Raw genomic sequence first — 13197 nt, 5'->3', positions numbered from 1 at the left:
CTTGCGCAGCAGGCTCTTCAGGTGAACCTTCACGGTGGCTTCCGTGATGTTCAGGTGGTTGGCGATCATCTTGTTGCTGTCGCCGTTCAGCAGGCAGCGCAGGATCTGAACCTCGCGCTGCGACAGGCCCTTGCGCGACACTGGCATTTCGGTGCCGTTGCCGTTGACGCGGCCGGAGATCAGCAGAGCCGCCAGATGGGTCGGGAACACCTTCTCGCCCATCATCACCAGCTTCAGCGACTGGGCCAGCGCGTCGGACGACAGATCCTTCATCAGGTAGCCGTCGGCACCGGCCTCCAGCGCATTGGCGAGGCGGCGGGTGCACAGGTCGCTGGTCAGGATGACCATGCGGGTTTCCGGAAGCAGGGCGCGCAGGCGGCGCATCCCGTCGGCTTCCTCGTCGCCGCCATTCTGCAGATCCAGAAGGACAAGCTGAGGCCGCAAGCCGCTTTCAACCGACCCCAGCGCCTCCCGCAGGTTTCCCGCCTCGGCAACGATCTGGAAGGGCGAATCATCGAGAAGGCGCTTCAGCCCCTCGCGAAACAGCTTGTTCGAGTCGATTAGAAAAGCGCGCACTGAGTCCATCGTCCGCTCCCGCAATTTTGGTCGATCGTCATGACGTCGTGGCCAGGGTGGAGGCCGTTGTACAGAGGAAGGTCCCGACGCATTGGCGATTCGGCGATTACCCCTGGATAGCTTCGGCAGGCCGTTATTTAGGGGGAGGTTACCCCCGTGTCGTGTCCTACGGTACCACTCTCCGGAGTTAAAAGAAGAACGCATTGGGCATATGCGCAAAGCCTCTCCAAGATTGCCGGTTCCAAAGATATCACAGTAGCGAACATTGACGCGCTCGAAGGCGTTAACTGTTTTGTTAACCACCACTTATTTGCGTAAGACAGCCTCTCTTAAGCGAGGAAGGGCACAATTTTCTCACACGAAGTTGCATCGGCAGCTGCCGACGTGGTGATGCGAACAGATAACCCGAATGGAGGGGGTACACTTTCGATATAGTTGCGTCTGCGGCCATGGTCGTACCGCTTGACCGGTCCGGGCCGCGCATGCGCATTTCTGCCGGCTTCCGCCGCCCGGCGGGTACAGGACGAGGACGGGATGGGCTGGCAGATCATCGTCGCCGCCATGGCGGGCTATCTGGTGCTGCTGGGGCGCAGTGCGTGGAAGCAGGGCGAGTTCCGCCAGTTTCTGCGCAGCCTGGCCATCGTCGGCACCCTGTGCGCGCTGCTGGCCGGCGCCGTGGCCCTGGCGATGCTGCTGGACCGGACATAAACGGCTGAGCCGCCTCCCCGCCCCCTCTCCCCACCGCCGCAACAAAAAAGGCGCCGGCGGTTTCCCGCCGACGCCCCATTTTGGACGCACGTGTTCCTTCGCCGCAGCCGGTCAGCTGAGCGGGATCGCCACGAAGCGCAGATCGCCCTTGCGGTCGACCAGAAGCAGGACGGACTTCTTGTTCTGCTCCTTGGCCTTCTGGACCTTGGCGGTTACGTCCTCGGGCTTGCGGACCTCTTCCTGGCCGACCTCGATGATGACGTCGCCGGCACGCAGGCCCTTTTCCGCCGCGGTGGAGTTGCCGGCCACATCGGTGATGACCACGCCCTTCATGTCGGGCTTGATCTCATACTGCTGGCGCAGCTCCGGCGTGATGGCGGTCAGCTTCATGCCGAGCGATTCGGTCGGCTTCTGGGCCGGGGCCTTTTCCTTCGGCTGCTGCTTGTCTTCCGGACCGGCGGCGAGCAGCCCCTGCTCTTCCGCGGCCTCCAACTCGCCGACCTTGACCTGGACGGTCTGCGACTTGCCCTTGCGCCACACCTCGACCGGGACGGCCTTGTCGATGCTGGTTTCGGCGACGACGCGCGGCAGGCGCCGCATCTCGTCGATCTCCTTGCCGTCGAACTTGGTCACCACGTCGCCGGCCTGGATGCCGCCCTTGGCGGCGGGACCTTCCGGCGTAACGGAGGCGACCAGCGCACCCTTGTGGTTGGGCAGCCCCAGGCTTTCGGCGATCTCCGGCGTCACCGCCTGGATGCGCACACCCAGCCAGCCGCGGCGGGTCTTGCCATATTCCTTCAACTGCGCCACGACCTGCTTGGCGAGGTTGGACGGGATGGCGAAGCCAATGCCGACCGACCCGCCCGACGGCGAGAAGATGGCGGTGTTGATGCCGATGACCTCGCCGTTCAGGTTGAACATCGGGCCGCCGGAATTGCCGCGGTTGATCGAGGCGTCGGTCTGCAGGAAATCGTCATACGGGCCGGCGTCGATGTTGCGCTGGCGCGCCGAGATGATGCCGGCGGTGACCGACCCGCCCAGACCGAACGGGTTGCCGATGGCCAGCACCCAGTCGCCGACGCGCATGGCGTCGCTGTCGCCGAAGGGCACGGCGACCAGCGGGTGGCTGGTCTTGATCTTCAGCAGGGCGAGGTCGGTCTTGCTGTCCTTGCCGACCAGCTCCGCCTTGATGTTGGTGTCGTCCTGCAGGATGACCGTGATCTCGTCGGCGTCCTGAACGACGTGGTTGTTGGTGACCACATAGCCGTTCTTGGCGTCGATGACGAAGCCGGAACCCAGCGAGGTCGCCTTGCGCTGTGGCTGGTCCTGCTGCTGCTGGCGGTCGAAGAAGTCCTTGAAGAAATCCTCGAAGGGCGAGCCCGGCGGGAATTGCGGAATCTCCGGCCGCTGGCCCTGCGGACGCTGCGGCGCGTTCTGGCTGGTGGAGATGTTGACGACCGCCGGCAGCAGCTTTTCCGCCAGGTCGGCGAAGCTGCCGGGCGCATTGCGGGGCGGCGTTGCCGCCTGGGCTTGGGCCGCCTGGGCCTGGGCGGGTGCGGCACCGGCCAGCGCGCCGATGACGGCACCGCCGGCCATGACCGAGGTCATGCCCCAGACGATGGCGGCGACCAGCGGCCGGACGCCCGCCTTGCGAGGCCGGGCTTCGGCCACGGCGCCGCGCGTGGCGGGTTCGAAGTTGGGTATGCGAATCAACGTGCTCTCCCTACCAGACGTCCGGCCGATTCCGTGGGCGGGAGCGGCCGCCCGGTTCTGGGCCATATATGTGTTGGGCCACGAGTATGGCCGCAAGATGGCGTGCCGGTCCAGTCGGCACCAGTGGAAATCTTAAGCCTTCGGATTTCCATTGAACCAGTGCTGCGGACCGCCTGCCGCGGATACAGGACGCCGAACATACCTGCGGCCGGATCGGGGTTGAACCCGACCCGGCCGCAAGACCGCGTCAATCCCGCGTTGCGGGGCCTTACTCCGCCGGCGCGGGGGCCGGCGCGGGGGCCGGAGCCGGAGCAGCGGCGGCAGCCGGACCACCGCCCGCCTGCGGACCCGGGCCGCTGAAGTAGCGGAAGAACTCCCCGTTCGGCGACAGCACCATGGTGGTGTCGTTGCCGTTCAACGACTTCCGGTAGGCTTCGAGCGACCGGTAGAAACCATAGAAGCCGGGGTCCTGCGACGTCGCCTCGGCGATCAGCTTCAACGCGGTGTTGTCGCCTTCGCCGCGCAGGATCTGCGCGTCGCGCTGGGCCTCAGCGATGATGACCGTGCGCTCGCGTTCGGCGCGCGACTTGATCTGCTGCGACTGTTCCTGACCCTGGGCGCGGGCCTCCGCCGCTTCGCGTTCGCGTTCGGAGCGCATGCGGGCGAAGATCGACTGGCTGGTCTCTTCCGGCAGGTCGGCGCGGCGGATGCGCACGTCAACGATCTCGATGCCGAAGCGCTTGGCCTCGTCGTTCACCTGCGCCTTGATGTCGGTCATGATGCGGGCGCGCTCGTCCGACAGGACGGCCAGCACCGTGACGTTGCCGAGCACGCGGCGCAGCGACGAATTGACGATCGAGTTCAGGCGGGTTTCGACCACCGCCTCGGTCCCGGCGGTCTGGTAGAAGCGCAGCGGGTCGTGGATGCGGTAGCGGGCGAAGGCGTCGACGTCCAACCGCTTCTGGTCGGCCAGAATGACCTGCTCCACCGGCGGGTCGAGGTCGAGGACGCGGCGGTCGATCAGCCGGACTTCTTGGATGAAGGGGATCTTCACCTGCAGGCCCGGTTCGCGGATCACCCGGCGCGGTTCGCCGAACTGCAGAACCAGCGCCTGCTGGGCCTCGTTGACGGTGAACAGCGAGGAGGACGCGACGATGCCGAGCGCGACGATGGCGATGCCGGCGATGGCGAGGGTGCGTTTCATGATGCGATCCTCCTCACTGGCCGGACGTTGAAGAATTCTGGGACGGGTTTTGCGACAGCGAGGACAGCGGCTGGGTCTGCGTGCCGGATCGTGCGCCGCCCTGGCTGCCGCTCTGGTTCGGCTGTGCCTGGCGCGGCGCCTGCTGCTGCGGCGCGGGCACCGCGTGCGGGGCCAGCTGGTTCAGCGGCAGATAGGGCACGACGTTCTGCGCCGATCCGTCGACGATGATCTTGTTCCGGCCTCGGAAGATTTCTTCCATGGTTTCCAGATACATGCGCTTGGCGGTGACGTCCTTGTTCAGCGCATAGGCCTCGTACACCTTGCGGAAACGCTCGGCATCGCCCTGCGCCAGGCTGACCACCTGCTCGCGATAGGCCGAGGCCTCCTGCACCAGCCGCTCCGCCTCGCCGCGGGCGCGCGGGATGATGTCGTTGCGGTAGGCTTCAGCCTCGTTGCGGGCGCGTTCGCGGTCGGCGCGGGCACGCTGCACGTCGTTGAAGGCGTCGATGACCGGCTGCGGCGGATCGGCCTTCTGCAGCTGGACCTGGGTGATCTCGATGCCCGACTGATATTCGTCCAGCATGGTCTGGAGAAGTTGGCGCGTCGAGGTTTCGATCTGCTGGCGCGCCTCGGTCAGGGCGGGCTGCAGGTCGGTGCGGCCGATGACCTCGCGCATGGCGCTTTCGGCGGCCTTCTTCACCGTCACTTCCGGTTCGCGGATCTTGAACAGGAAGTTGCCGGCGTCCTTGATGACCCAGAACACCGTGAAATCGATGTCGATGATGTTCTCGTCGCCGGTCAGCATCAGCGACTCGTCCGGCACGTCGCGGTCGGTGCGACCGCCGCCGACGGAGGAACGGTAACCGACCTCGATCCGGTTGACTCGCGTCACCTTGGGCAGCAGCACCGTCTCGATCGGCGACGGCAGGCGATAGCGCAGGCCGGGCTGCTCGGTGCGGGTCCATTGGCCGAAGCGCATGACCACGCCCTGCTCGTCCGCCTCGACGCGGTAGATGCCGCTGGCGAGCCAGATCAGGCCGAGCACGCCGGCGACGAGCGCGATGCCACGGCCGCTGCCGAAGCCGCCGGGCATGGCGCGGCGCAGACGGTCCTGGCTGCGGCGCAGGAGATCCTCAAGGTCGGGAGGCTGCGGGCCACCGCCACCGCCGCCATTTCCCCCGCCCTGGGGACGCCCCCACGGGTTGCCCGGGCCGTTGTTGCCCGGCGGGGGACCCCAGGGGCCGCCACCACCGCCCCCACCTTGATTGTTCCACGGCATCCGACTGCGTCCCCCTCTGCGATTCGTCCCATCATGTGGAAGCGCAACGGCTTAAGCCCCGCGCATCCCTTTACCGATCTCATCCGTCGGTCCTATAGTCCCCCATACCCTTCGGCAAGGATTCCACCAACGGATATCCGCCAATATCGGGAAGACAGCGGAGTTTTCAACCATGGCGCAGATCAGCGAAGCTCAAGTCATGCAGGCGCTGAAGACCGTCATCGACCCGGACCGGGGCGGCGACATCGTCAGTTTGGGCATGTTGTCGGGCCTCGTGGTGCGCGACGGCCATGTCGCTTTTTCCATCGAAGTCGACCCCAAACGCGGCGCCCAGGCCGAACCGCTGCGCCACGCGGCGGAGAAGGCGGTCGATGCCCTGCCCGGCGTCCTGTCTGTCACCGCGGTGCTCACCGCCCATCGCGCCGCGCCCCAGGCCGCGCCGCAGCAGGGGCATTCGCATGGCGGACATGGCCACTCGCACGGGCATTCGCATGGCGGTGCGCCGCAAGGTGATCCGCAGAAGCCGCTGGTCCCCGGCGTGAAGGCGATCGTCGCGGTGGCATCGGGCAAGGGCGGCGTCGGCAAATCGACCACCGCGGCCAATCTGGCGCTGGCTCTCGCCGCCAACGGGCTGAAGGTCGGGCTGCTCGACGCCGATATCTACGGCCCGTCGATGCCGCGCATGATGGGCATCTCCGGCCGCCCCAACAGCCCCGACGGCAAGCGCCTGGAGCCGATGGAAAATTACGGCGTCAAGGTGATGTCCATGGGCTTCCTGGTGGCCGAGGACACGCCGATGATCTGGCGCGGTCCGATGGTGATGAGCGCGCTGCAGCAGATGCTGCGCGACGTGAATTGGGGCAATCTCGACATCCTGGTCGTGGACATGCCGCCCGGCACCGGCGACGCGCAGCTGACCATGGCCCAGCAGGTTCCGCTGGCCGGCGCGGTGATCGTCTCCACCCCGCAGGACATCGCTCTGCTGGACGCCCGCAAGGGCCTGAACATGTTCCGCCGCGTCGATGTGCCGGTTTTGGGCATCATCGAGAACATGAGCTATTTCTGCTGCCCCAACTGCGGCCACCGCACCGACATCTTCAGCCACGGCGGCGCCCGCAAGGAAGCCGACGATCTCGGCATGGAGTTCCTGGGCGAGATCCCGCTGCACCTGTCGATCCGCGAGACCTCCGACCAGGGCCAGCCGATCGTGGTATCGCAGCCGGACTCCGAACACGCCCAGGCCTACCGCCGCATCGCCAACCGCCTGTGGGAGAAGATCGGCGGCGGCACCGGCGGCCGCGCGGCGCCGCGCATCGTGGTGCAGTGAGGCTTGAGGGGGGCTCGCATCGGTGCCCCCTCCCTAACCCTCCCCCGCTTCGCGGGAGAGGGGACTGCCGCCGCTCTGGCACTCAACCCCCTCTCCCGCGTAAGCGGGGGAGGGTCGGGGAGGGGGCAATCGAAGCCGACCCTCACCCATACCGCCGCAGCGCCTCCACCGTCAGCCCCAGGCCGACGGAGCCGAAGATGTTGCCTTCCACCACCCGCGCGCCCGGCGCCTCGGCGAGGATCGCGGCGCGGACCTGGGGCAGCAGGGTGGAGCCGCCGGTCAGGAACACCGCGTCGATGCGGTCGGCGGTCACCCCGGCATCGGCCAGACAGTCGCGGATGCGCGACCCGATGCGGGCCGCCAACGATCCGGTGGCGCGATTCAGCGCGTCCCGGTCCACCGCCAGCGCCAAATCCCCGTCGCCCCAATCCAGCGCCAACTCCGTCGCCTCATGGTCCGACAGCGCGATCTTGGTGCGCTCCACCGCCATCGCCAGCGCATGGCCCTGGCGGTGCTCGACCACGCCGATCAGGCGCTCGATCTTCTCGGGCTCGGCGGAATCGCGCTGCAGGCGCTCCAACTCGGCCATCGCCTTGGCGGTGTAGAGGAAGTTGATCTTCGCCCAGGTCGCCAGATCGAAATAGATGCTCCGGGGGGCCAGCAGCCCGGCGCGCTTCATGGCGCTGCCAAACCCGAGTTCCGGCATGGCGGTGGCAAGGCTGAGGTCGCGGTCGAAGTCGGTGCCGCCGACGCGGATGCCGTCATTCGCCAGAATGTCGCCGGCCCGGTCGGCCTTGCCACGCCGTTCCGGCCCGATCCGCACAACCGAGAAATCCGACGTGCCGCCGCCGATGTCGGCGATCAGAGCCAGTTCCTCCCCCGCGACCTGCTGCTCGTAATCGAGCGCGGCGGCGATGGGTTCGAACTGGAAGGAGACGTTGCGGAAACCCGCGGCCCGCGCGATCTGCCCCAGCGTCTCTTCCGCCGCCGCATCGCCGGCCGGGTCGCCGTCGACGAAATGGACAGGGCGGCCGACGACGACGTCGCCCAGTTCGCCGCCCATCGCCTCCTCCGCCCGCTTCTTCACCAGATCGAGGAAGGTGCCGATCACCGCGCGGAAGCTGATGCGGCCCTTGCGCAGCGCAGTGTCGGCGTCGATCAGGTCGGTGCCGAGCATCGACTTGATCGACCGCATCAGACGTCCTTCCACCCCCGACACATAGCCGTCGATCGCGGCTTGTCCGATGGTGGTCCGGTCATGCTCGAAATCGAAGAACACCGCGGTCGGCAGGGTCGTGCGCGTGCCGTCTAGCGCCAGCAGCCGGAAGCCGTCGGCGTCCTGCACGCCCAGCGTCGTGTTCGAGGTGCCGAAATCGAGCCCGCACGCCGTCATGTCCCGCCTCCTGCCCGGATGACCGGTGCGGCCACCCGCCGCACCGGAAAAGGGGCGAGCGTATAACGGCTCCGGCGCGCCGGATCAAGCACCGCGCCTGAATTTCACCAGGAGTGGCGCATCCGCCGGGCACCCAGCGGACGGCTCGCCAGCACCACCGGCAGCAGGAACAGGGTCAGGTTGGTCCAGGAGAAGGAGCGTTCCCGCCCATCCTCCCTGCCCCGGCTGCGCTCCGGCCGCCGTTCCATCCAGCCGCCGCTGGCGCCCTGATATTCCGGCATGGCGGTCATCACCCCGCCGGACGTGGCCGGTGCCGAGCGGTTCTGGAACATGTCGCGCTCGATGGTATGGGCCAGCGCCCGTTCGGTCATCTGCGGCGCCATGGCGTTGCCGACGGCGGCGAGGCGGCCTTCGGCGCCGACGAACATCTCGCGCTGCGGGTTGCGGGCCAGCGACAGGATGGCGGCGGCGACCTCCTCCGGCGGGTGGATCGGGTTCAGCGGCTTGACGGCGCGGCCGGTGTAGTTGGCGGCATGCTGCCACAGCGGGGTGTCGATGGAGGCCGGCATCACCATGCAGACATGGATGCCCGGTTCGTCCACCAGTTCCTGCCGCAGGGATTCGGAGAAGCCGCGCACGGCGAACTTCGCCGCGGTGTAGGGGGTGGCATAGCGCTGGCCGATGTTGGACACCATCGACGCGGTGTTGATGATGATGCCCTCGCCACGGTCGAGGAAATGGGGCAGCACGGCGCGGCAGCCATGGACCATGCCGAAGAAGTCGGTGCGCACCACCTGCTCGAACACCTCGTCGGGAATGTCCTCGAACCGGCCGAAGGCGATGACGCCGGCATTGTTGACCCACACGTCGATGCCGCCGAAGGCCTGGACGGCGCGGTCGGCCAGATGCTGCATCGCGCGCTGGTCGGTCACGTCGGTCGGCACCACCATGGCCCGGCCGCCGGCCTCGACGCATTCCTCCGCCACCTCGTGCAAGGCCGCCATCCGCCGGGCGGCGAGGATCACCGCCGCCCCCTGGCGGGCGAATTCCAGCGCGGTCGCCCGGCCGATGCCGCTGGAGGCGCCGGTGATGACCACCACCTTGTCGTCCATAGAACGCTTCGCCATGACAGCCATCCTTCCATTCCGGTTTCGTCGATTGCGCCGTACAACAGCGCCGGTTGACGAAAATCCCGGATGCGACCTTTCGGCCGCCGGTCTGGAGAAGCGGGCGCGAACCCGCTACAGTCATACGTCCTTGAAGGAATTCGTCCTCAACCAGTGTGGAGCGGGCTCGGTGCCGGCGAGAGAGCTTGACGTGAAGGGGCTGCATTGCCCGTTGCCCATCCTGCGCACCCGCGCCCTGCTGAACGGGATGGAGACCGGGGAGGAACTGGTGGTCTATGCGACCGATCCGGCCTCCGTCATCGACTTTAAGCATTTCTGCAACACGACCGACAACGCGCTGCTGTCGCACGAGACCCAGCCGGACGAGGTCCACAAGACGGTCTTCATCTACCGCATCCGCCGCGGCGATTGAGGCCTCCGCCGCCACCCGTCCGCCGTCCCGCGAAAGGTCCTCCCGATATGCCGCTTCCTCCCGCCTCCCTGCCGCCGCTGCGCCCCGGTGCCGTGATCCATGGCCCCGGCTCCTACGGCGTCGACGCGCTGCTGGACGGCTTCACAGCGGAGCTGAAGCGGCGTGGCTTCCGCGTCGGCGGGCTGGTGCAGCGCAACCACGGGCCGGGCGACGACTGCGCCGAGCGGATGGAACTGGTCGATGTCGCCACCGGCCGCGCCTATGACATCACCCAGAAGCTGGGGCGGGAATCGCAGTCCTGCCGCGTCGACCCGACCGGCGTGGCCGAGGCCAGCCAGGCGATCCGCAATGCCATCGCGTCAAGGGTCGACCTGCTGGTGATCAACAAGTTCGCCGGTTTGGAATCCCATGGCGACGGCCTGTCGGACGAGATGCTGACCGCCATCGCTGAAGGCATCCCTCTGCTGACCAGCGTCGGCAGCCGCTATCTCAACGAATGGCAGACCGCCACCGGCGGATTCTGCGACCTGCTGTCGCCGGTGGCGGACGCTCTGTGGCGTTGGTGGGGACCGCAGCGGATGTATGTTGACCTCGTCCACGGCGTCGCCGATGCCGAGGTCCGCCGCGTCGTCACCGGCGACAAATGGGTGCTGGTGGAGACCGCCGATGGCCTAGGCGTCGCCGCCCGGCAGGCTCCGGCGGCCGAGGACGACCCGCAGCGCTGGGCCGGCCGGTCTTTGCGCGATCTCGCCGCGATGGCCGCCCAATCCTGGGATCCGCTGGAAATCGCGGTCGGCGTCGCCGCCCTGAACGCGCATTACAACCAGCCGGACGTGACCGGCGTCCCCGGCAATGGGCTCGACCTGTTCGCCTCGGTGGAGGGCCGGGTGGTGGTGATCGGCGGCTTCCCCCAGCTTGCCCGCCGCCTGCCGCGCGCTAAGGTCATCGACCTCAGCCCGCAGAACGGCGAATACCCCGAGGCCGCCTGCGATTGGCTGCTGCCGGGGGCCGAGGCGGTGGCCATCACCGCGTCCGCCTTCGCCAATCGCACCCTGCCCCGCCTGCTGCGGGTTTCGGCCGGCGCGACGGTGGCGATGATCGGCCCCGGCACGCCGCTGACTCCGCGCCTGTTCGACTATGGCGTCCATTCGCTGGCCGGTTTTGTCGCCATCGACCGCGAGGCGGTGGTGCGCACCATCGCCGGCGGTGGCGGATCGCGCGATTTTCATCCCTTTGGCCGGATGGTCACGCTGCACCGGCCACCCCACTCTTAACTGAACAAGAACACCGGAGGAGTTGAGACCCCATGGCCGATCTGGACCACCAGACCCGCATCGAACTGGAAGCCGCCGCCTTCCGCGGACTGGTCGAGCATCTGCGCAAGCGCACCGACGTGCAGAACATCGACCTGATGAATCTGGCCGGCTTCTGCCGCAACTGCCTGTCCAAATGGTACGCGGCGGCGGCCAAGGAACGCGGCGTCCAGCTGTCGGACGAGGATGCCCGCATCGCCGTCTATGGCATGCCCTATTCCGAATGGAAGCAGAAGCACCAGAAGGAAGCCACCCCCGAACAGCAGAAGACGTTCGAGGAGACCAAGCCGCTACACGCGGAGATCAGCGGGCACCGGTGAGGTGACCCGCCAGGAACGTCGCCCCCCTCCCTTCCCATGCTTCCGCATGGGTCCCTTCCCTCCCCCGCCTTCGGCGGTAGAGGGAGCACGCGCCAAAACGGCGGCAGTCCCCTCTCCCTCGAAGAGGGGGAGGGTTAGGGAGGGGGCACCGCCTCAGGCGCTCACCGAAAAGGGCTGCACCACCGCCCGGAACTCCGCCATCGCTTCGCAGGCGTCGGAATGGGCGGCGAGCGCCGGCCAGCGGGAGCGGTCGAACACCTGCGGATGGGCCTCGCCGACGAAGCGCAGGGCGCAGGCGGCGGCGATGTCGGCGTGATTGATCCGCTCACCGAACCACCAGGGGCCGGGAGCGGCGGCACGATCCGCCTCCAACACATCCAGGACTGCGCCGATCTGGCCGGTGCAGCGCTCCACCCACAGGTCCGACCGCTCCTTGTGCAGCACCCGTTCATAGACGAGGCTCACTGCCTTGTCGGCGAAGCCGGTGGAAAGTGCGCAGAGCTTCAGCGCCCGGCGGCGGTCCCTCCCCTGACGGGCGATCAGCGCACGGTCCGGCCCGGCGACCTCGTCCAGATGATCGAGGATGGCGCCGCTTTCGATCAGCACCTCGCCATCGTCCAGCACCAGGGTCGGCACCCGTTTCAGCGGGTTGAAGCGCGCGACTTCCGCCGCGTCGGAAAAGACCGACCAGGGCCGGTGCTCGTAAGCCATGCCGTAGAGGCGCAGTGCCACGGCGACGCGGCGCACGAAGGGCGAGTCATATTGTCCGATCAGGATCATCGACGATTTCCCTGCTGACTGCTGGAAGACGCCACCGATCCTAATACGGATTTGTCCCGTGGTCGCATTCTTGGCGCGCGGCTCAGTCCCGCGCCACGATGGGGGTCAGCTTGTAGCGGGCGGCGACTGTCTCCAGCCGGCCGTCGGTCTTGATCGCGGCGACGAAGGCGTTGACCCGCTCCAGCCACGCCGGGTCGCCCGGCGCCACCGCATAGGCATAGGGGGTCGGCTGTACCGGCACCTCCGGCACGATCAGCCGCGCCCAGGAATGGAAGGCCAGCATGCGCTGCCCATAGGGATAGTCGGTCAGGAAGGCGTCGGCGCGGCCGGACTGCACCTCCTCCTCGCGCTCCTGCGGGCGGGTGACGGCGACGATGCGCGCGGCCTTCATGGCGGAGCGGGCGTAGCCGTCCATATAGGTGTCCTTCTGCACCGCCACGACGTTGCCGGCGCGGTCGAGGTCCTCCCACCGCCGGATGCCGTCGTTCGTCTGGGTGGTCACCGCATAGATGCCGCTGCGCAGATAGGGCTGGCTGAAGGCGACGCGCTGCGCCCGCGCCGGGGTGGCGCCGATGGCGAACATGCCGATGTCGCAGCGACCGGCCAGCAGGTCGTCGATGAAGCGGGGAAAGCTGCTCTCCACCACGGCCAGCCGCACGCCCAGATCGTCGGCGAAGGCCTGCGCCAGTTCCGCATCCAGCCCCTCCAACGCGCCGGTGCGCGGATTACGGAACGAGATTGCATAGTAATCGGGCCAGGAGCAGACACGAAGTTGCTTCTGCTCTGCAATTTTCTGAAGTTTCCCATCGGCTGCCATAGCCGGTTCAGCGATGGAAACCGATAAAACCGACAGAATTGCCGAGCCGATTGCCCAGAGGACCCGCGTCGCCATGTCACACCTTTCGTTAACCAACCGCCCCAGTTCTTCACACCCCAAACACAAATCGGCGAATCGGCGCTGATATCTTAGCATAACACGGGCATGGACAGCAGCGAATGCTTGGCCTCCGCCACCCGTTCCTGCTATTATCCCGGACGCAAACTT

13 protein-coding genes are annotated in these 13197 nt (G+C 67.3%); 5 read left to right on the top strand and 8 right to left on the bottom strand.

All coding sequences use genetic code 11. The features are described from left to right. Positions 1-585: response regulator transcription factor (locus TSO5_RS24725; protein WP_109154115.1), on the bottom strand; the 585-nt coding region annotated here is incomplete at its 3' end. A gap of 525 nt (positions 586-1110) precedes the next feature. Between TSO5_RS24725 and TSO5_RS33050 the strand changes: the two genes are divergently transcribed. After that, on the top strand, positions 1111-1284 hold the full coding sequence (locus TSO5_RS33050) for a hypothetical protein (RefSeq protein WP_169055058.1): 174 nt from the start codon (positions 1111-1113) through the stop codon (positions 1282-1284). A gap of 111 nt (positions 1285-1395) precedes the next feature. Here TSO5_RS33050 and TSO5_RS24720 read toward each other — a convergent pair whose 3' ends face one another. The 3 genes from TSO5_RS24720 to hflK form a co-directional block, all read right to left on the bottom strand. Next, complete coding sequence (locus TSO5_RS24720) at positions 1396-3063, bottom strand: DegQ family serine endoprotease (RefSeq protein ID WP_247870955.1); 1668 nt, start codon at positions 3061-3063, stop codon at positions 1396-1398. Between the two features lie 202 nt (positions 3064-3265). Then, the gene (gene hflC / locus TSO5_RS24715) at positions 3266-4201 is read right to left on the bottom strand and encodes a protease modulator HflC (RefSeq protein ID WP_109154114.1); all 936 of its coding nucleotides are present in this window, start codon (positions 4199-4201) and stop codon (positions 3266-3268) included. A gap of 13 nt (positions 4202-4214) precedes the next feature. Beyond that, positions 4215-5480 carry an FtsH protease activity modulator HflK gene (hflK, locus tag TSO5_RS24710; RefSeq protein WP_109154113.1) on the bottom strand — a complete coding sequence of 422 codons (1266 nt, stop codon included), beginning with the start codon at positions 5478-5480 and terminating at the stop codon, positions 4215-4217. Positions 5481-5652: 172 nt separating this feature from the next. Between hflK and apbC the strand changes: the two genes are divergently transcribed. Next, a complete protein-coding gene (gene apbC, locus TSO5_RS24705; RefSeq protein ID WP_109154112.1) occupies positions 5653-6807 on the top strand; it encodes an iron-sulfur cluster carrier protein ApbC in 1155 nt (384 codons plus the stop codon). Positions 6808-6949: 142 nt separating this feature from the next. Here apbC and TSO5_RS24700 read toward each other — a convergent pair whose 3' ends face one another. Together TSO5_RS24700 and TSO5_RS24695 are read right to left on the bottom strand one after the other, a co-directional pair. Then, on the bottom strand, positions 6950-8200 hold the full coding sequence (locus TSO5_RS24700; RefSeq protein WP_109074758.1) for an Hsp70 family protein: 1251 nt from the start codon (positions 8198-8200) through the stop codon (positions 6950-6952). A gap of 104 nt (positions 8201-8304) precedes the next feature. Continuing rightward, entirely contained in the window at positions 8305-9327 is a 1023-nt protein-coding gene (locus TSO5_RS24695; RefSeq protein ID WP_109154111.1) for an SDR family oxidoreductase, read from the bottom strand. A gap of 169 nt (positions 9328-9496) precedes the next feature. On the opposite strand from TSO5_RS24695, the gene TSO5_RS24690 reads away from it, so the two are divergent. Genes TSO5_RS24690 through TSO5_RS24680 form a run of 3 tightly spaced genes read left to right on the top strand, consistent with a single transcriptional unit; the run spans position 9497 to position 11372 of the window. Then, the gene (locus TSO5_RS24690) at positions 9497-9739 is read left to right on the top strand and encodes a sulfurtransferase TusA family protein (RefSeq protein WP_109154117.1); all 243 of its coding nucleotides are present in this window, start codon (positions 9497-9499) and stop codon (positions 9737-9739) included. 47 nt (positions 9740-9786) lie between these two features. Then, a complete protein-coding gene (locus tag TSO5_RS24685; RefSeq protein WP_109154110.1) occupies positions 9787-11013 on the top strand; it encodes a DUF2478 domain-containing protein in 1227 nt (408 codons plus the stop codon). Positions 11014-11045: 32 nt separating this feature from the next. Then, on the top strand, positions 11046-11372 hold the full coding sequence (locus tag TSO5_RS24680; RefSeq protein WP_109154109.1) for a DUF1244 domain-containing protein: 327 nt from the start codon (positions 11046-11048) through the stop codon (positions 11370-11372). A gap of 153 nt (positions 11373-11525) precedes the next feature. On the opposite strand, the gene TSO5_RS24675 is transcribed toward TSO5_RS24680, so the two are convergent. Continuing rightward, a complete protein-coding gene (locus TSO5_RS24675) occupies positions 11526-12152 on the bottom strand; it encodes a glutathione S-transferase family protein (protein WP_109154108.1) in 627 nt (208 codons plus the stop codon). Between the two features lie 82 nt (positions 12153-12234). Further along, positions 12235-12969, bottom strand: a complete 735-nt coding sequence (locus TSO5_RS24670) for an ABC transporter substrate-binding protein (protein WP_109154107.1) — start codon at positions 12967-12969, stop codon at positions 12235-12237. Positions 12970-13197 lie beyond the last annotated feature (228 nt).

Origin of the sequence: Azospirillum sp. TSO5 (assembly GCF_003116065.1) — a bacterium.
GTDB lineage: Bacteria > Pseudomonadota > Alphaproteobacteria > Azospirillales > Azospirillaceae > Azospirillum.
Note: the sequence above shows the minus strand (reverse complement) of the source record. Positions and strands in the feature narration are given on the sequence as shown.

What these genes read in the sequence shown, in the direction of transcription:
- TSO5_RS33050 (WP_169055058.1), top strand. Translation starts at nt 1,111, where the DNA reads ATGGGCTGGCAGATCATCGTCGCCGCCATGGCGGGCTATCTGGTGCTG.
- TSO5_RS24720 (WP_247870955.1), bottom strand. Translation starts at nt 3,063, where the DNA reads ATGGCCCAGAACCGGGCGGCCGCTCCCGCCCACGGAATCGGCCGGACG.
- hflC (WP_109154114.1), bottom strand. Translation starts at nt 4,201, where the DNA reads ATGAAACGCACCCTCGCCATCGCCGGCATCGCCATCGTCGCGCTCGGC.
- hflK (WP_109154113.1), bottom strand. Translation starts at nt 5,480, where the DNA reads ATGCCGTGGAACAATCAAGGTGGGGGCGGTGGTGGCGGCCCCTGGGGT.
- apbC (WP_109154112.1), top strand. Translation starts at nt 5,653, where the DNA reads ATGGCGCAGATCAGCGAAGCTCAAGTCATGCAGGCGCTGAAGACCGTC.
- TSO5_RS24700 (WP_109074758.1), bottom strand. Translation starts at nt 8,200, where the DNA reads ATGACGGCGTGCGGGCTCGATTTCGGCACCTCGAACACGACGCTGGGC.
- TSO5_RS24695 (WP_109154111.1), bottom strand. Translation starts at nt 9,327, where the DNA reads ATGGCGAAGCGTTCTATGGACGACAAGGTGGTGGTCATCACCGGCGCC.
- TSO5_RS24685 (WP_109154110.1), top strand. Translation starts at nt 9,787, where the DNA reads ATGCCGCTTCCTCCCGCCTCCCTGCCGCCGCTGCGCCCCGGTGCCGTG.
- TSO5_RS24680 (WP_109154109.1), top strand. Translation starts at nt 11,046, where the DNA reads ATGGCCGATCTGGACCACCAGACCCGCATCGAACTGGAAGCCGCCGCC.
- TSO5_RS24675 (WP_109154108.1), bottom strand. Translation starts at nt 12,152, where the DNA reads ATGATCCTGATCGGACAATATGACTCGCCCTTCGTGCGCCGCGTCGCC.
- TSO5_RS24670 (WP_109154107.1), bottom strand. Translation starts at nt 12,969, where the DNA reads ATGGCAGCCGATGGGAAACTTCAGAAAATTGCAGAGCAGAAGCAACTT.